The 16818-nt window shown below is 57.9% G+C and carries 13 protein-coding genes and 1 pseudogene; 7 read left to right on the top strand and 7 right to left on the bottom strand.

Features of this window, described 5'->3' with window-relative positions; all coding sequences use genetic code 11:
* Positions 1–18 precede the first annotated feature (18 nt).
* From G7026_RS20845 to G7026_RS20835, 3 genes and pseudogenes are all read left to right on the top strand, one after another.
* Positions 19–639, top strand: a complete 621-nt coding sequence (locus tag G7026_RS20845; protein ID WP_003118388.1) for a tyrosine-type recombinase/integrase — start codon at positions 19–21, stop codon at positions 637–639.
* Between the two features lie 112 nt (positions 640–751).
* Positions 752–2182: an IS1182 family transposase gene (locus G7026_RS20840; protein WP_077566290.1), complete on the top strand. Its 1431-nt coding sequence runs from the start codon at positions 752–754 to the stop codon at positions 2180–2182.
* 188 nt (positions 2183–2370) lie between these two features.
* Positions 2371–4131 (top strand): annotated as a pseudogene (locus G7026_RS20835) (methyl-accepting chemotaxis protein); the annotation flags it as partial.
* Between the two features lie 44 nt (positions 4132–4175).
* Here G7026_RS20835 and G7026_RS20830 read toward each other — a convergent pair.
* On the bottom strand, positions 4176–4838 hold the full coding sequence (locus G7026_RS20830; RefSeq protein WP_121380339.1) for a GntR family transcriptional regulator: 663 nt from the start codon (positions 4836–4838) through the stop codon (positions 4176–4178).
* Between the two features lie 387 nt (positions 4839–5225).
* Here G7026_RS20830 and G7026_RS20825 point away from each other — a divergent pair, with 387 nt between their 5' ends.
* Positions 5226–6572, top strand: a complete 1347-nt coding sequence (locus tag G7026_RS20825; protein WP_049310856.1) for a nucleobase:cation symporter-2 family protein — start codon at positions 5226–5228, stop codon at positions 6570–6572.
* 318 nt (positions 6573–6890) lie between these two features.
* On the top strand, positions 6891–7688 hold the full coding sequence (locus G7026_RS20820) for an outer membrane protein OmpK (protein WP_048330399.1): 798 nt from the start codon (positions 6891–6893) through the stop codon (positions 7686–7688).
* A 94-nt stretch (positions 7689–7782) separates the two neighbouring features.
* Here G7026_RS20820 and G7026_RS20815 read toward each other — a convergent pair whose 3' ends face one another.
* From G7026_RS20815 to G7026_RS20790, 6 genes are all read right to left on the bottom strand, one after another.
* Positions 7783–8772, bottom strand: a complete 990-nt coding sequence (locus G7026_RS20815) for an isopenicillin N synthase family dioxygenase (RefSeq protein ID WP_048328548.1) — start codon at positions 8770–8772, stop codon at positions 7783–7785.
* Between the two features lie 133 nt (positions 8773–8905).
* Positions 8906–9544 carry a glutathione S-transferase family protein gene (locus G7026_RS20810; RefSeq protein WP_017678249.1) on the bottom strand — a complete coding sequence of 213 codons (639 nt, stop codon included), beginning with the start codon at positions 9542–9544 and terminating at the stop codon, positions 8906–8908.
* Positions 9545–9554: 10 nt separating this feature from the next.
* A complete protein-coding gene (locus G7026_RS20805; RefSeq protein WP_048328549.1) occupies positions 9555–11312 on the bottom strand; it encodes a Rieske 2Fe-2S domain-containing protein in 1758 nt (585 codons plus the stop codon).
* A gap of 23 nt (positions 11313–11335) precedes the next feature.
* Positions 11336–12181: an aromatic ring-hydroxylating oxygenase subunit alpha gene (locus G7026_RS20800; protein ID WP_049310852.1), complete on the bottom strand. Its 846-nt coding sequence runs from the start codon at positions 12179–12181 to the stop codon at positions 11336–11338.
* Positions 12182–12239: 58 nt separating this feature from the next.
* Positions 12240–13322, bottom strand: a complete 1083-nt coding sequence (locus tag G7026_RS20795; RefSeq protein ID WP_017678252.1) for a TIM barrel protein — start codon at positions 13320–13322, stop codon at positions 12240–12242.
* A gap of 57 nt (positions 13323–13379) precedes the next feature.
* Positions 13380–14447 carry an aromatic ring-hydroxylating oxygenase subunit alpha gene (locus G7026_RS20790; RefSeq protein WP_048328550.1) on the bottom strand — a complete coding sequence of 356 codons (1068 nt, stop codon included), beginning with the start codon at positions 14445–14447 and terminating at the stop codon, positions 13380–13382.
* Positions 14448–14739: 292 nt separating this feature from the next.
* Between G7026_RS20790 and G7026_RS20785 the strand changes: the two genes are divergently transcribed.
* Both G7026_RS20785 and G7026_RS20780 read left to right on the top strand, forming a co-directional pair.
* Positions 14740–15687: a LysR family transcriptional regulator gene (locus G7026_RS20785; protein WP_026088706.1), complete on the top strand. Its 948-nt coding sequence runs from the start codon at positions 14740–14742 to the stop codon at positions 15685–15687.
* Between the two features lie 97 nt (positions 15688–15784).
* Positions 15785–16780 carry an isopenicillin N synthase family dioxygenase gene (locus G7026_RS20780; RefSeq protein ID WP_017678255.1) on the top strand — a complete coding sequence of 332 codons (996 nt, stop codon included), beginning with the start codon at positions 15785–15787 and terminating at the stop codon, positions 16778–16780.
* The last annotated feature ends 38 nt before the right edge of the window (positions 16781–16818 follow it).

Below are 16818 nucleotides of genomic sequence, written 5' to 3'. Positions count from 1 at the left end.
ACACGTGGAGGACTTGCTATGAACATCATCGCTACCTGCAGCCGCCAGCCCTGGAACAAAGGAAAACTGGTCGGACAGAAAACCCCACTCCGACTGAGAGATATCTGGGCCATCCGAGTAAGGCTTCAAATTGCAGAAAGAACTCGGGATCTGGCTCTCTTCGACCTGGCCATCGACAGCAAGCTTCGAGCCTGCGACTTAACCAAGCTCCGTGTGCGGGACGTTGCCCATGGTGAGCAGGTGTCATCACGAGCAATAGTGATGCAGCAGAAAACACAGCGGCCAGTGCAGTTCGAGATCACTGAGCAAACTCGGGCGGCGCTCGCGGCTTGGATACATCAAGTACAGCTCCGCGGCGAGGACTACCTGTTCCCGAGTCGACTGCATAACTCAGACCATCTATCCACTCGTCAGTACGCCCGTATCGTCAAAGGCTGGGTGAAAGCCATTGGCCTTGACCCAGCCATGTATGGCACTCACACAATGAGACGCACGAAGGCATCACTGATCTATCGCAGGACGAAGAACCTGCGGGCCGTTCAACTGCTGCTCGGCCATACGAAGCTGGAGAGCACCGTTCGATATCTGGGAATTGAGGTCGATGACGCCTTGGAAATGGCGGAACAGACCGAAGTGTGACCATGTTTAGCGACGGCCAAAGTCAGGCCGTCGCTAACCGGCCCAGAGTGTGTAAAAACGCACCGGTAAACCCTTGCTATGATTTCCGAGAATCTCAGCGTATGGGACGCCCATGAAACGGTTTATCCAGGGTGAACACCGAGGTCAAAGCACCTTACTTCCCGAAAGCCTCGACGACTACGTCAGCGATACCAATCCGGTTCGGGTGGTTGACGTTTTCGTCGATGAACTCGACCTAGCCACGCTAGGTTTTGATGGCGTCATTCCAGCCGAAACCGGAAGACCGGCTTACCACCCTTCGATCCTGCTGAAGATCTATATCTACGGCTATCTAAACCGCATTCAATCGAGCCGGCGTCTTGAGCGAGAAGCTCAGCGCAACGTCGAACTCATGTGGTTAACCGGGCGATTGATGCCCGATTTCAAGACCATCGCCAACTTCCGAAAAGATAACAGCAAGGCCATTCGCGGCGTCTGCCGCCAGTTCGTTTTGCTCTGCCAGCAGTTGGGGTTGTTTGGCGAAAACTTGGTTGCCATCGACGGCAGCAAATTCAAGGCAGTGAACAACCGTGACCGCAATTTCACCAGCGCCAAACTGAAGCGGCGTATGGAAGAAATCGAGGCGAGCATCAGCCGTTATTTGGCTGTGCTCGATGCGGCTGATCGACAGATTCCTAGCGCCTCCGCGCCAGACACTGCCAGCCTGGAAGATAAGATTGCCAAGCTAAAAGCGCATATGAAAGAGCTTCAAGGGATCGAAACTCAGCTCAACGATTCCCCTGATAAACAGGTTTCGCTGACCGACCCGGATGCCCGTTCGATGATGACGCGCGGCAGCGGTATCGTCGGCTACAACGTGCAGACGGCTGTCGATACGCAGCACCACCTGATCGTTGCTCACGAGGTTACCAACAGCGGTTCAGACCGCGACCAACTCAGTTCAATGGCGAAGCAGGCTCGTGAAGCCATCGGCGCAGAAACGCTGTCCGTGGTGGCTGACCGAGGCTACTTCAAGGGTGAAGAGATCCTTGCCTGTCACGACGCAAACATCACGGCCTACGTGCCTAAGCCAATGACTTCAAGCGCCAAGGCTGATGGCCGATTCAATAAAGATGCCTTCGTGTATGACCCGACGAAAAACGAATACACCTGCCCGGCGGGAGAGGCACTGATCTGGCGATTCTCCAGCGTTGAGAAAGGCATGAATATGCACTGTTACTGGAGTTCTAAGTGCCAGAGTTGTGCGCTGAAAACCCAGTGCACACCAAGCACAAATCGTCGAGTAAGGCGCTGGGAGCATGAAGCAGTGCTGGAGGAAATGCAGCGCCGGTTGAACCAAGCACCAGAGATGATGCGGGTTCGAAAACGGACTGTTGAGCATCCCTTCGGTACGCTCAAGCAATGGATGGGCGCAACGCACTTCCTGACCCGAAAGCTGAACGGGGTGAGTGCGGAGATGAGCTTGAATGTGCTCGCCTACAACTTGAAACGGGTGATGAAAATCATCGGCACCGAAGGCCTGTTGAAGGCGATGACGGCGTAAAAGCCCCAGCTTTTGCTGCTCCAAGAGGTGCCAAAGCGCTTCATAAACGCTCTGACGCGCTATTGGCGCTGATCGCGGCTATTTGCTTGGGAAACCGCCTCGCCCAGGAACACTGGGCTGAGGCACCCAAGATGCGAAAGTGTTTTTACACACTCTGGGCCAGAAGCGGACGCTTGGAATTATCGAAAATCGAGCGAATTCTGATGCAACCGCTGACGGCAGCGGACGATATTGCCAGCAACACAATGGTGCGCGACTGGTTGGCGGAGAGCGAAAATGGTGCCGATCTACCACGCTTTGTCAGCTACCTGAGTGGAGTGTTGGAGCAGCACAAGGCCGCCACGGCTTTCGTGATTTCTTCGGCAACCAGTCGCCATTACAGTGAAAAGGGGCTGGAGCGCACGCTGAGCCGCGCTAACGCCCAAGACGCCTGGTATTACCGTTTCCTCGACAGTGCGCAGCGCCGTGTCGTCGAAATTGGTACCGACGGCAATACCGGCGCCCTCACGCTGTTTATCGATCTGCGCGTGGAAAAAGCTGGTCAGTTGCTGGGCGTTGCCGGCCTCGGTTTGCGCATGGACGAGCTCTCAACTCTGATCAAAAACTTCAGTTTCGGCGAGCGCGGCAAGGTGTACCTGGTGCGCAACGACGGCCTGATTCAGATCCATCCGCAAACCGATTTGAACGGTGATCGCCAACTCGCCGAGCAGATTGGCGCACCGGCAGCACGGGCCGTACTGGGCAAGTCTGCGCTGTCATCGGCGGCTTTCGAGCGCGAGGGCGAGCCCTATCTGGCGATCAGCTTGCCATTGCGCGATTTGAATTGGACGTTAGTCGCTGAGGTGCCGGAAGCACAAATCTATGCGCAAGCGCACCAGGCGCTGTGGTTGACCAGCCTGATCGGTGCGGGTGTGGCGCTGGTGTGTCTGGCATTGGTGGTTTGGTTGGCGCAGAGCCTGGTCAAGCCTATCCAGCAGGTTACCCGTGCCTTGGTGGCAATTGGCAGCGGCGGCGGTGACCTTACCCATCGCCTGGATGACAGCCGTGCTGATGAGTTGGGGGATCTGGCCCGTGGCTTCAACCGCTTTTTGCTCAGCCAGCGCGAGATGATCGCGGACGTGCTGAATACCAGCGAGCGGCTGCGCTCCACGGTTGGCCAAGTGGCGAAGGTGGTGGACAACACCGCCACGCGTGCCGACCGCCAACAGGAAATGACTGAGATGGTGGCCACTGCAGTTCATGAAATGGGGCTGACGGTGCAGGAGATTGCGCGCAACGCCGGCAGTGCGGCTTCTGCGTCGCATGGCGCTCGGGAGGAGGCGTTGCAGGCCCGAGAGGTGGTGCGCGGCTCCATTTCCCATATTGAAAGCATGTCTGACGATATCGGCACGGCTTCGGGCGCGGTGGGCGAGCTGGCCCGGCAAGTGGCCTCCATCGACCAAGTGCTGGCAGTGATCCGTGGCGTCTCCGAACAGACTAATCTGCTCGCCCTGAACGCAGCGATTGAAGCGGCGCGGGCCGGCGAAATGGGCCGCGGCTTTGCAGTGGTGGCGGATGAAGTACGCACATTGGCGCGTCGTACGCAGCTGTCCACCGACGAGATTCAGAGCATGATCGCCGGCCTTAAGCAGGGCGCGGAAAACGCTGTGGCTTCGATGCACAAGGGGCAGGCGGCTACCGGGACAGGGGTTGCCTCCAGCCAGCGCACGGGACGTTCACTTGAGGCGATCACCGAGCAGGTGAACCGCATCAGCGACATGAACCATCAGGTGGCGGCCGCTACCGAGGAACAGTCGGCGGTGACCGAGGAGATCAACCGCAACGTACAAGGCATTTCCGATCTGGCGCGTGCTACCGCGGGGGAGGTGAATGATTGTCGTCAGGAGTGCCGCACCTTGAGCGGCCTGGCCGACGACCTGGCGCGGCAGATGGGCGGGTTCAAGCTGTAGGCAGCGCGGGCGGGAGAGGCAGTTAAGGCTTCTCCCGCGTCGGGTTACAGACCCAGCACCGCTTTAAGGTCGATATCCGGCGGCACCGTCGTGTTGAACTTGTAACCCTTGATCACCAGGTTGTAGTGCGAGGCCAGCAGGTTCTTGGCAGACGCCGCGTCGCGGCGCTCGAAGCAATCCACCAGGCGGGTGTGCTCGTCACGCAGCTGGCAGTAATCGAAGCCCGAGCGGTATAGCGCGTTGATCAGCGCTTCCTGCCGGCGCAGCTGGTTGTGGATGTTGTTGAGAATGTCGTTCTTCAGGAACGAGATCAGCAGCGAGTGAAACTCACGGCCCAGTTTGTCGCCCAGATCATGGTCGTGGGCTTGGTGCGCGGCCTGCTCCTTGAGGGTGTGGGCACGCAATATCTCCAGCTCGTTCTGGGTGATCGACTTGGTCAATTGGTCAATCACACCGCTCTCCAGTACCAGGAGCATCTGGTAGAGCTGGTACGCATCGTCGAAGGTCGGGCAGGCCACGGATGACGAGCGTTTGGGTGACACCTCCACCAGGCGATCCTGCGAAAGCCGGATCAGCGCCTGCCGGACCACCGTCCGGCTTACATCGAACAACTCCGCAATATCCCGCTCATTTAGCTTTGTGCCTGGCGGCAAGCGCCGGTGGTAGATCGCATCCGATATGGCAGAGACAATTTTCTGGGTGAGCATGGCACCAGCTATCAATAGACGTTCGCAGCCGCGAAGTCTACCACAGGCCTTTATCCGCCTTCACTGAGCACCATCTTGGGGATGGGTAGCGGTCTGGCGATCGTATGTGGGGCATATTCCCCGTGGTGGGTCACGCCTTTTCAGAAAATTCACCGCGAGTAACCTGACCAATAAGACAAATTGTCGATCTGGCATGGAGAATGCTTTTTGTCATCGCTCTGGTATACCAGTTGCTCAATATTGGTACTCCAGTAATGAAAACTGGTCATATTTCAGGATTCGACCAACGACCTTTGTGATGACGGATCAGGCCGCGAGGCGGGGGCACCCCGCCGACGTTCGCAGGAAGCGCGGACTGCTCCGTCCCAGCCACCAGTGCAGGGTTTTATGAAGACAATCTCGGCTCCAAACAAGGCGCAATACCTGCGCATGCTTCTGCTGGCGTGCCAGCATGTGATGGTGATGTATGCCGGGGCAGTGGCCATTCCCCTGGTGCTTGGCGCGGCGCTGGGTCTGTCCAAGACCGACATCGCCTTTCTGATCAATGCCGACCTTTTCGCCTGCGGGATCGTGACCATCATCCAGGCCATCGGTATCGGGCCGGTCGGTATCCGCATGCCGGTGATGATGGGCGTGACCTTCACGGCCATCGGCCCAATGATCGCCATCGGCTCCGATCCCAGCGCTGGTTTGTCGGCTATTTTTGGGGCCACCATCGCTGCCGGCTTGTTCGGCCTGGCCATGGCACCTCTAGTGGGCAAGCTGCTGCGATTCTTTCCGCCGGTGGTCACAGGTACCGAGATTGTCGCGGTGGGGCTGTCGCTGATGTCAGTTGCCGCGGCATGGTCCGCCGGTGGTTTTGGCAACGCCGAATTCGGCCGCCCGCTGTACCTGGCAATCGCCTGTGCGGTACTGCTGTGCATCTTGCTGATCGTTCGTTTCACCAAGGGTTTCCTCAACAACATCTCGGTGTTGCTGGGCCTGATATTCGGTTTTGCCCTGTCGGCTGGCGCAGGTTTGGTCAGCCTGGACGGCATCGAGGACGCCACGGTGTTCGGTGTGATCCTGCCGTTCCATTTCGGTATGCCGACGTTCCATTTGTGGCCCATGGCGGCCATGTGCATCGTGATGCTGGTGACCTTTATCGAGTCGACAGGCATGTTCATTGCCTTGGGCGAGATCGTCGACAAGCCCATGGATGAACGCACCCTGGTTCGTGGCTTTCGTGCCGATGCCCTCGGCACGGCGGTGGGTGGCATCTTCAATACCTTCCCGTACACCTCGTATGCGCAAAATATCGGTCTGGTCAGCATCACGGGCGTGCGCAGCCCCTGGGTGTGCGCGTTGGCCGGGGCGATTCTGATTGTGCTGGGTCTGTTTCCCAAGGTGGCCTACTTCGTGGCGTCGATTCCGCCCTATGTGCTGGGCGGTGCCGGCATCGTAATGTTCGGCATGGTTACGGCCAGTGGCATGAAGGTGCTCGGCCGGGTGGATTTCAAGAATGTCGGCAATCTTTATATCGTCGCCATAAGCCTGGCGGTGGGCATGTTGCCCGTGGTCTCGCCGCACTTTTTCAGCAAGTTGCCTTCCTCGTTGGGGCCGATCCTGGAAAGCCCGATTCTGCTCACGGCAATTGTCGCGATCACCTTGAATATCTTTTTCAACGGTATCGGTTTGAGAAAACCGCAGAACGACGCCGCGACTGGCGAGGGTATTGGTCAACACTCCAACTGATATCTCTGATTGTTTGGTGATAATTAAGTGAAACGCTACCTGTCTTGATAGCTACCAGGGGGCAGGTAATACACTAGAGCGACCTTATAGGTCGCTTTTTTTTGCGCTGATAGTTACCTTGGTAAGTGCATTTAATAATACAAAAAAACACGCACTAAATTACTTCACCACACCAAAAACCGCCCCCAATAGCAGCAAAAATGCATTTCAAGAGCTTGTAAACTCCTGCAAAGTCTGCGCAATTCGTGCATTTATTGGCCCATTACTTGCTATATGTAAATGCTGACTATTCGATCAGCTTTATATATGGGGGATAAGATGAAAGTTAACAATAAGTCCACTGTTTTTGCAGCAAGCTTTTTGGGGTTTTCGTGTTTGCCATCGGTATCGCATGCCGATATGAATTGGCACAGCGAAAGTCTCACTTATCAATACGGCAAAGAGTTCAAGGTGGATGCACGCACCGTACAAACCATTACCTTCGAACATGCCAGCGACTGGTCGTGGGGCGATGTGTATTTATTTATGGACAACAATTGGTACCCAGGCGGTGGTACTTACAATGATGGACACCATTCCATTTACAGTGAATTGGCGCCGCGACTTTCGTTGGGCAAAGTGTTTGATAGCAAACTGTCGTTCGGTCCCGTCAAGGACGTATTGATTGCGTCGAGTTTTGAATGGGATAAAAACGAAAAGCATGGAACGCACGATCAGGTTAACTATTTGCTCGGCCCGGGCTTTGATCTCGATCTACCGGGTTTCGATTATTTCCAGCTTAACTTCTACTACCGCAAACCAGACGGCGGTGTAGCACCTAGTGGGCAATGGCAAATCACGCCGGTCTGGTCGTATACCATTCCGATCGGCCGCTCCGACGTGGTGATCGATGGTTATATGGACTGGGTGGTCAATAATAAAGGCACGTATCACAGTAATCTGCTGTTCAACCCGCAGATCAAATATGACCTGGGCAAGCACTTTGGTTATGAGCCCAAGCGCTTCTACGCCGGGGTCGAGTACAACAACTGGACAAACAAATACGCGATCAAAGACACCCGCGCATTCGACACCGATCAGAATGTGACCAGTCTGATTGTGAAGGTGTATTTCTAAAACAACACCGGGCGGTTATCCGCCCGGTTCAGCCTTGCCAAAAGCGAGGCATGAAAAAGGCCACTCGCTAGTGGCCTTTTCCGCTGTCGGCGCGTTATGCCGTGGCTTTCTTGACCCCGAAGGTCTTGTCGAACATAGCCGCGATATGACCGCCGACAGTGATGGGCGCCGGATAGACCTCATCGGCCTTGCGCAGCGTGGGCACCACCGAGGCTTCGTAGTAGTAATCCAGGTCGAAAAAAGTTGGCACCGAGTAGCGCGGGGTGTCTTTTTTGGAGTTGAACACGCGGTGCATGGTCGAGTGATAGAGGCCATTGGTGAGCACCGGCACCATATCGCCGAGGTTCACCACAAAGGTGTTCTCGATAAACGGCGCTTTCAGCCACTCACCGTCGGCATTGCGCACCTCGAGACCGCCGACTTCATCCTGCAGCAGCAAGGTAATCAGGCCCCAGTCGGTATGGGCACCGGCGCCAATCTGGTTTTCACGGGCATCGGCCGGCTGGCTGGGGTAGTGCAGCATGCGGGTAATGATCATCGGCTCTTTGAGGCCCTGGTCGAAAAAGTCTTCGGGCAACTGCAGCGACAGGGCAAGCAAGCGGACGATCTTGCGACCGAGCAGTTCCATGTAGCGCATATAGTCTTCGGTCTGCTGGCGGAAACGGGGGTTGCCCGCTGGCCATTGGTTCGGGCCGTGATAGGGTGTTTTGCGAATAACGTGCGGATGTGCGTCGTCCAACTCGCGACCCAGCAGAAACCCTTCTTTCAGATCGGGCGGCGAACCTTCATCGAGAATTTGCGCCGCAATCGGTTCATACCCTCGCAGGCAACTGGAGTTTTTCGAGTTGACCAACATTTTTTCGTGCAGCGGCGTTTTGAAATATTCCTTGGCTACATCAAACTGCGCTTTCTGCAGTTCTACCGGTACGCCATGGTTTTTAATATAAAAGAAACCGGTCTGCCGTGCCGCCTTATGAATTTCCCAGGCTACTGCCTTGCGCTTCTCGATATCGTGGGAAAAGCTGTCCGCCAGATCGATAACCGGAATGTTTTTGGCCACTGAAGGCGGGGTATATATGACCATCTGCAAAACTCCTGTTGATTACTAAGTGGTGTAACAAGGCAGAGTGGTAGGGCAACGTGCTGTCAGAACCGCTGTTATGGTTATAGTGCGGGGCAAGTAGCCACGTCTTTTGATGTTCTGACGATAAGAGTAATCAGGGTTTGCCGGCCGGGAATATGCCGGCCATTACGGTAAAGCCTGGAATACGTCTGACTTCATCCAGCCAGAGACGCACCGAGGGATAATCCTGCAACGAAAGCCCGGCTTCATCGGCCATGGCCACATAGGGAAAGCAGGCAATATCGGCAATAGTCGCGTGCGCCAGTGGACAGAGAAACTTGAAATCCTGTTGGCGATTGATCCACAGATGTTTATCCATCACCTCCAATAATGTTTGAGCACGCGCGCGACAGGCGTCGGCGTCGAAGTCATACATGAACAACTCATGTAAACGTGCGGCAGAAAGTGATCCGGTCAGACTATCGGCAAATGCCAGCCACACCTGGATATCACCCAACACCTCCGGTTGATCCAGCGGATACCATTTGCGACTCGGATCAAATATTGATGCCAGATAAACCAGAATGGCCTGGGAGTCGCGAATGATCTTTTCGCCATTCTGCAAAACTGGTAATTGACCCATAGGATTGATGCGCAGAAATGCAGGGCGCTTATGTTCACGCCCCGGGTGGAACTCGACCACTTCGGTTTCGTATTGCACGCCCAGAATCGATAGCAGCAAACGCACCTTGAAGCAGTTTCCGGATAACTCGTAATCGTAAAGTTTCAACATCAGACACCCATTAGATATCCAGAATCAGCGTTTCAGAGCGGCAACCCGATACACACGGCATGATCAACGTGCCGCTGTCTTTTTCTTTGGCCGAAAGATAAACATCGCCGTGCTGCAGTTCGCCGCTGACCACCTTGGTCATGCAGGCGCCGCATACCCCTTGCTCGCAGGAGTAATCGATGGCTACCCCGTGATCGAGGCAGGCTTGCAGCAGGGTCTGCCCGGGGCTGACGGTGAAGGCTTTGCCGCTGGACTTGATGGTCACTTGGTAACTGCCCGACTCGGCAGCCGGCGGCTTGCTGCTGGGGGCCAGCGCAAAGTACTCGAAGTGAATCTGCTCGCTGGCAAAGCCAGCTTCGCGTGCCAGCTCGACGACCAGATCAATCATCGGCTGCGGCCCGCAGACATAGACGTCATGCCGTGCCGGTTCCCGGTCCTGGAGCAATTCACGCAATGTCTGCTGCGTGCCTTCGATATCGAGGCCCAGGTAGATCGTCGCTTGTTTACCGAGCGCGGCAAGCCGCTGGGTAAAGGCCACATGTTCCTCACTGCGCGCCAGGTAATGAAAACTGTACGGGCGCTTGGCGCGTTGCAGATGCAGGCCCATGGCCAGAATCGGGGTGACCCCGATGCCACCGGCGATCAGCAGGGCGTGACGGCCCGGCGGCTGCAGCTGGAACTGATTGCGTGGCAGCGTCAGCTGCACCTGGGTGCCTACCTGAACATCCACGTGCATGCTGCGCGAGCCACCGCGTGATTGCGGCTCGTGTTTGACGCCGATCACCAGTACATCCTGCTCGTCAGGCGTGTTGACGATCGAGTACTGGCGTAGGTGGCCAGAGGGCGTGGTCAGGCTCACGTGCATACCCGGTTCCAGCGCCAACAGCCGCCCGTCATCCGGTTTCAGCCAGAACGAAGCGATGTCCGGGGTTTCGTTTTGGCGCGCGATGACGGTGCACGAGAACGGCTCGCCCGGCTTATCGGCGGCGGGTGGGTTGGGAGTCTTCAGAGGCACCGCGTCCGAGGCGATAAGCCGCGCGGTCGGCGCTGGCGTGGGGCTTTGCAGTACGCGGGCAAACAGCTCGTCGAGCAGTTGGGTAAAGACGATTTTGCGTTGCAGGGGCAGGGCAGCAGCGGCGTAAAGGCGGGCATGCACCACGGCCTTGGAGTCCGATTCCGGCTGGACAAAAATCCGCACGCTGTCGAGCAGCCCGGCGCAGCTCAGGTCAATGCTCAGGCCGCTTACCAGCGTTTGCACGCGGTCGGCCTGTTCTCCCAGCAGCGGCGCGAACGAGGGGGCGGCCTGCTGGATGGCCTCGACGACGGCCTTGGCGTTCATTGCCACTGGATGGCTGCGCAAATTGGTGGACAGCGCGGCACCGAGCGGACGCTGTCTCCCGGGTTTGGCGTTGCCAACCGGGGCTTCGAGCTGGGCGAACACCAGGCCGTCCACCTCGGCGCAGGGGAAGGTGCGCACACAGGCGGCGCTGGGTTTTGCCGTGCGGTGAGCGGGCACAAAGGCACAATGGCCCGAGCCGCTTTCATATTTCCAGCCATGGTATTGGCACTTCAGCTGGTTGCCGATGTTCACCCCAAGGCTCAGGCGTACACCGCGGTGCGGGCAGCGGTTTTCCCACACATTTACAACACCGTTGTCGTCACGCCAGACCGCCAGCTCCTGACCGAGCAAGCGCGTTTGGTACACGTGGCGAAACGGAAGGTCTTCGGAGCTGGCGATCACATGCCATTCCTGATGTAACGAACCCATATCTGATTACCTGCTAATACGGCTCAGCGAGCGGTGCCGAACGTGACGTTGCGTGCTTTGATCCAGCGGCGGTAGGCACTGGACAGTGCATCCGCGCGCACGGGCGTTTCGTGCCGGGGATCCAGCGGCAGGCCCTTGGGCACCTGATTGAGCAAAATCATGATGTCCTGGCCAAAGATGCGTTGCTGGAAGTCGCGCAGCTGCTTGTCGGTGTTGATGTCGTCGAGGTAGCACATGATCGTGTGGGCGATGCAGCTCTCCTCATCCACGGGCTGCACGTACAGGCCGAGCACATCCAGGCGATTGGCGTCGATGACGCAAGTCTTGTAGAGGATGGCGATAAAGGGGCGGGCGATGCGGTACACGTACTGCATCTCCACCGGTTCGCTGGCCGCCGCCGAACCCTTGGGCTGCGGAAAGCGGCAATTGACTGCCAGCACCTCATCAGCCTGTTCGTCGATCTCGACGTCATAGGCGGCCACTTCGGTGAGCGGTTCGGCGCCGAGAATATCGGTGTGCACGAACGGGAAGTGAGCCATGTCGAGGAAGTTTTCCACCACCCGCAGCCCAGAGGTGGCAACGCGGATCGAGCCGGCGCTGACGACGCGGCGGTCCGTTTCTTCGAACTCGGGAATGGCCAGAATTCGGCGTGGTTGCGCGGACAACGACACCCAGAGCAAGCCGTAGACGATCAAGGTTTTCAGCGGCTGAGAACTGTCGGCAAGGTGCGCGATCAGCCCGTCGGGGGTGCGGGTGTAGCAGATGGCCTGACCCAGAATCCGGGTATGGCATGGCTTGCCAACGACGGCCTCGGCCAGCGCACCAACCGGATGCCAGTCGTCGTAGACAAAGCTGTTTTCTTTTAACATAACGGTGGCCCGTACAAGGCTTGGCGGCGCCGTGACGACGCCAAGCGCAGAGGAGGTATTACGCCCGGTACTGAGCAACGAATTCAGCCGCCGACTTGGCGCTGCGCGCCTCGTGCACAGCCGCGCGCTCGGCGTACAACTCGCGGACGAACTGCGCGTAGGCACAGCTGTCGGCAAACATGTTGTACATCCAGCCCAGGCCGTAGGCGTTTAGGTTGATGTTGTCGATGGTCATCAGCGACAGGTTGGTAGCGGGGTTTTGCAGGTAGGCATCGATGACTTTGCGGGTGACTTCCTTGGTGCACGCCAGCTTGTGCGCATGCCACATGTCGGTATGCCATTCGCCTTCGGCAGGACGCCGGAACGGGTACTGAATGGAGCGCCCTGGACGGTCGATACCTTTGGCATCCCAAGGGCCGGTTTCAAAGCCCCACCAGTTCAGCGGGCCGTTAGGCGCGGCCGGGCGCATCTGGGCCCAGTGCACCAGGTTGCGGTTCAGCCATTCGTCCGCGTAACTGTCGTCGTTGAACGGGTCAAGTTTGGCGATGGCATCGTTGTCGCCACGCATCTGCGAGACGGCGTGCTCCACTTCGTTTTCAATCTTGAAAATGCAGTGGCTGTAGTCAATGGCCACGTTGAACTTCGCGCCGCGGGCTTCCACCAGATCGGCTACTTGCGAGACCCGGCGATAGTCTTCGGACCACATGTCCACATGGTTTTCGAAGGTGATGATCACCCCGGCTTTTTCCGCGTACTCGTACGACTCCAGGTAACACTCGGCGACCTCTTCGTTGGTCACGTAGTGGCGGTCCTTGTGCTTAGCCCAGATCATGAAATTGTGGTACTTGCCGCCGACCTCGACGGTCAGGTCGATGTTCTCTTTGATCAGGTGATCATCCAGGCCCAGGGTGTACAGGCCGCTCCCCGACAGCACCGGCAGGTCGTAAAGTTGGCTGCCCTTGATGTACTCGTCCAGCTCCTGGCGGTTGTTGGGAATGCGATCGATGAAGTCCCAGACCTCGGCTTCCTTGACCAGTTTGAATTGCTCGAGAATCGGCAACTCGGTCAGTGACACCGGGTTCTCACGCGACGACGCCTGGATACCCAACCCGGCACAGCCCAACTTGAACATCTTTTTCATGTACTGCTCCTGCAAAAACGTAGCTTCGAAAGGGCGCTTGGCCCATGGGTGTAGGCCTTAACGCTCCTCGAGCACTTCGCTGAGGAGGGCCGCTTTGAATTCGTCCTTGCCGACCAGCGCCGCTTGCGACAGTTCGCGGTGCCATTTGCGGTACTGGATGGAGATCTTGTCGGTGACTACCGACAGTTCGGCGCTATCGAGCTCGATAGGCCATTGGGACTGGATCACCGGGCGGTCTTCTTCCAGCACGCGTTTCTGGAAAGCCAGGTGCACGTGGTCGGGCTGCTGGTCTTCGGTACGCACGATGACCATGAAGTTGCGGCAAGTTCTGTCGTCCACCGGGCTGGCGGTGGTCCAGAGGATGAATTTGGAATCGTCCTTCCACAGTTTGATTTCCAGGTTCACCGAGTACGGCATCGAGCAGCGGTAGGTGAAGTCGCCCATGGGCGCTTCTTCCGGCAGCGTTTCGTACATCTCTTTGGGCGGCGCCAGCTGAAAGCGCAGTTCACCGTGGCTGCGATCGACGTTTACCGTGGGGTGACTGGCGAAGAAGGGGTCGTACAGAGTGCCGGGGTGAACGAAGGCGAAATGGGAGAAGTCGGTGAAGTTTTCCCAGCGGCGCTCGGCCGAGGTTTCCCACACATACGACTCCGCCACCACGACTTTCATGCCTTCGCTGTCCCAATCGCCCAGGTAAGGGATTTCGGTGCAGTCGAACGAATTGTCCAGGCGCACCCAGACGATGCCGTAGCGAATGGCGCAGTCGTATTTGGCGATTTTTGCGCGCGGCGGAATAGGGCGGTCGGGGCAGGCCGGCACCAGCGTGCATTCGCCGGCGTCGTTATAGCGCCAGCCGTGGTAGGGGCACTGCAGGGTGTCTTTGCCCTGGTGCTTGCACACGCTCCCCAGCGACAGGCGCGCCGAGCGGTGCACGCAGCGGTCATCGGCGGCCATCATCTGCCCGTCCAGACGGGCCAACACCAGGTTCTCTCCCAGCAGCTTCACCGACATCGGGCCATGCCCGGATGCGTTGGCTTTCTCGAACTCGCTCAAGGTACACACCGGGTGCCAGAAATGGCGGAGGTAACCTTTGTGTTCTATCAGGGGCTTCCATTGAGCGGACATCGCCGATCCTCATTACGGTTGATCACATTGCTGGCTTTTCAGAAATACAATCTGGTATACCAGTCTCGGCATCGCTAAAGCACGTCTTGTGCCAACGCGAAGAGGCGATCAGAAAAATGCTCGCAATGCCTCGTAGTTGACTGCCTGGACAGTTTTTAGACGAATTTTTTCAGCAGTTGGCGGGCGTGTTTTTCGCTCTGGCATGGTGCGCAGCGGCAGCTCGATGCACTTTCCTGGCGCGAAAAGAATCCGCGTTGGGCAACATTTCGAAGTTAGGAAGTCAGGTAAAACCATGGTTCGGCGGTTACGGTTTCATTCGGTGTCGGTCAGCTACTTCGACATGGTTCAGCACTGCGGCTCGATCCGCGAAGCGGCCCGGCGCCTGAACGTGGCTTCGTCGGCGGTCAATCGGCAGATCCTCAAACTGGAGGACGACATCGGTGCGCCGCTATTCGACCGGCTGAGCTCCGGACTGAAACTCACCCCCGCCGGCGAGTTGTTCGCACGCCATATCGGTGTGGTGCTCCACGACGTAGAACGGCTGCGCTCGGAACTCGAAGCCATGGAAGGAATCCGGGCAGGGCATGTCGAATTGATCGTTGCCGAGACCCTGGCTGTGGACCTGTTACCCACCGTGCTCGAACACATGCACGCGCGTTATCCACGGGTGTCTGTCGGTGTCACCGTTTCCGGCTCGCAAGGCATTCCGCAGGCGATCATCTCCGGGGCGGCGGACCTGGGTCTGGCTTTCGCGTTGCCTAAACACGAGCAGCTCCAGCAATTGGCCCTGGGGCATTTCCGGCTGGCGGCGATCGTGCCGCCCAATCACCCGTTGGCCGATAAAAGCCAGGTCAGTTTTGGCGCCTGCGCCGACTACGACCTGATCCTCAGCAAGCCGGAAATCTCGACGCGGCAACGACTCGCGCCACTGCTCAAATCCGCCCATTTTTCCGGCAGGACCCGCCTGGAAACCGCATCGCTTGAACTGGCCAAGCAGATGGTAGTGCGCGGCAGGGGCGTGGCGTTTCAAACCGCGTTCGGCATCGAGGCGCAGGTGGCCGCCGGTGAACTGAAGATGCTTCCGCTCACCGACAGCGGCGGTATTTTCTGCGACCTGGGCTTGTACATGAGCAGCGGCCGCTACATTCCGGCTGCCGTGGATGCCTTCGCCAGAATTCTCACCGACGAGATTTTGCGTCGCGAGCGGCACGAGGCCAGTCAGTTCGGGGCTCTTGGCTAGCGCTGCCAAAAAGGCATCAGGCCTGGCGATATTCGATGCTTTCCGCGCTCTGCCTGAGCAGATAACACTCCGGCCCATTCAAGTAGGAGTCGCTCACATGGCACACGCCCAACTCGCACCGTCACCTCTGGAGGCCTCGCAGGCCACCACGCTTCCAGTTATCGACATCTCGGGCCTGCGCTCGGCATCACTGATCGAACGCACCCGGGTCAGTCAGCAAATCGGCCAGGCCTGTCGTGACAAAGGTTTTTTCTACGTCATCGGTCATGGTGTACCGGCAGCTTTGCAGCAGCAGGTGATCGACCAGGCGGCCACGCTGTTTGCTCTGCCGCCCGAAGAAAAGCGCAAGGTCGACAAGTCACTCTCCATGGCCAATCGGGGCTACGAACCGTTGCGTAATCAGGTGCTCGAAGCCGGCGCGCCACCGGACGTCAAAGAAGGCTTTTACATCGGCCAGGACAAGCCGCTGGATCATCCCGATGTGCTGGCTGGCAAATTCAATCAGGGGCCGAACCTGTGGCCGGCAGACCTCCCCGAGTTTCGCCAAACCATGGAGGCCTACCAGCGGGAACTGGAGTCAGTGGCTCGCCTGCTGATGCAGGGCGTGGCTCTGTCGCTGGGCCTGCCGGAGCAGCACTTTGCCGCGTTCTGCGAGGACGCCATGACCACGCTGCGCCTGCTGCATTACCCACCGCAGCCGACCACTGCGGCACCGGGCGAGAAGGGCTGTGGTGCGCATACCGACTGGGGTGGCCTGACTCTGCTGTTGCAGGATGAAAACGCCGGGTTGCAGGTGTGGGATCAGGAGCGCAATGGCTGGATCTGGGCCACACCGGTTCCCGAGGCCTACGTGGTCAACCTCGGCGATCTGATCGCGCGCTGGACCAACGATTTGTACAAATCGACCCTGCACCGCGTGGTCAATGTCTCGGGTAACGAGCGCTATTCGGTGCCTTATTTCTACTCCGGCAACATCGCCCACGAAATCGCCTGCATCCAGGCCTGCCTGGCACCCGGCGAGTCACCCAAGTACCCGGTCATCAGCGTCGAAGACCACTACAAAAACATGTTCCGCAAAACCTATTCGATGTGATCACAGCCGCGCAGACGGAGCCTGTTTCAATGCCTGCC

This window comes from Stutzerimonas azotifigens, from assembly GCF_013522725.1.
GTDB classification, from domain to species: domain Bacteria; phylum Pseudomonadota; class Gammaproteobacteria; order Pseudomonadales; family Pseudomonadaceae; genus Stutzerimonas; species Stutzerimonas azotifigens_A.
The sequence above is the reverse complement of the archived record's forward strand: the minus strand, read 5'-3'. Positions and strand labels throughout refer to the sequence as shown.

Bases quoted from the DNA above. Each gene is read 5' to 3' on its own strand.
- G7026_RS20790 (WP_048328550.1), bottom strand. From the start codon at position 14,447: ATGTCCGCTCAATGGAAGCCCCTGATAGAACACAAAGGTTACCTCCGC.
- G7026_RS20795 (WP_017678252.1), bottom strand. From the start codon at position 13,322: ATGAAAAAGATGTTCAAGTTGGGCTGTGCCGGGTTGGGTATCCAGGCG.
- G7026_RS20820 (WP_048330399.1), top strand. From the start codon at position 6,891: ATGAAAGTTAACAATAAGTCCACTGTTTTTGCAGCAAGCTTTTTGGGG.
- G7026_RS20805 (WP_048328549.1), bottom strand. From the start codon at position 11,312: ATGGGTTCGTTACATCAGGAATGGCATGTGATCGCCAGCTCCGAAGAC.
- G7026_RS20830 (WP_121380339.1), bottom strand. From the start codon at position 4,838: ATGCTCACCCAGAAAATTGTCTCTGCCATATCGGATGCGATCTACCAC.
- G7026_RS20825 (WP_049310856.1), top strand. From the start codon at position 5,226: ATGAAGACAATCTCGGCTCCAAACAAGGCGCAATACCTGCGCATGCTT.
- G7026_RS20840 (WP_077566290.1), top strand. From the start codon at position 752: ATGAAACGGTTTATCCAGGGTGAACACCGAGGTCAAAGCACCTTACTT.
- G7026_RS20800 (WP_049310852.1), bottom strand. From the start codon at position 12,181: ATGTTAAAAGAAAACAGCTTTGTCTACGACGACTGGCATCCGGTTGGT.
- G7026_RS20810 (WP_017678249.1), bottom strand. From the start codon at position 9,544: ATGTTGAAACTTTACGATTACGAGTTATCCGGAAACTGCTTCAAGGTG.
- G7026_RS20785 (WP_026088706.1), top strand. From the start codon at position 14,740: ATGGTTCGGCGGTTACGGTTTCATTCGGTGTCGGTCAGCTACTTCGAC.
- G7026_RS20815 (WP_048328548.1), bottom strand. From the start codon at position 8,772: ATGGTCATATATACCCCGCCTTCAGTGGCCAAAAACATTCCGGTTATC.
- G7026_RS20780 (WP_017678255.1), top strand. From the start codon at position 15,785: ATGGCACACGCCCAACTCGCACCGTCACCTCTGGAGGCCTCGCAGGCC.
- G7026_RS20845 (WP_003118388.1), top strand. From the start codon at position 19: ATGAACATCATCGCTACCTGCAGCCGCCAGCCCTGGAACAAAGGAAAA.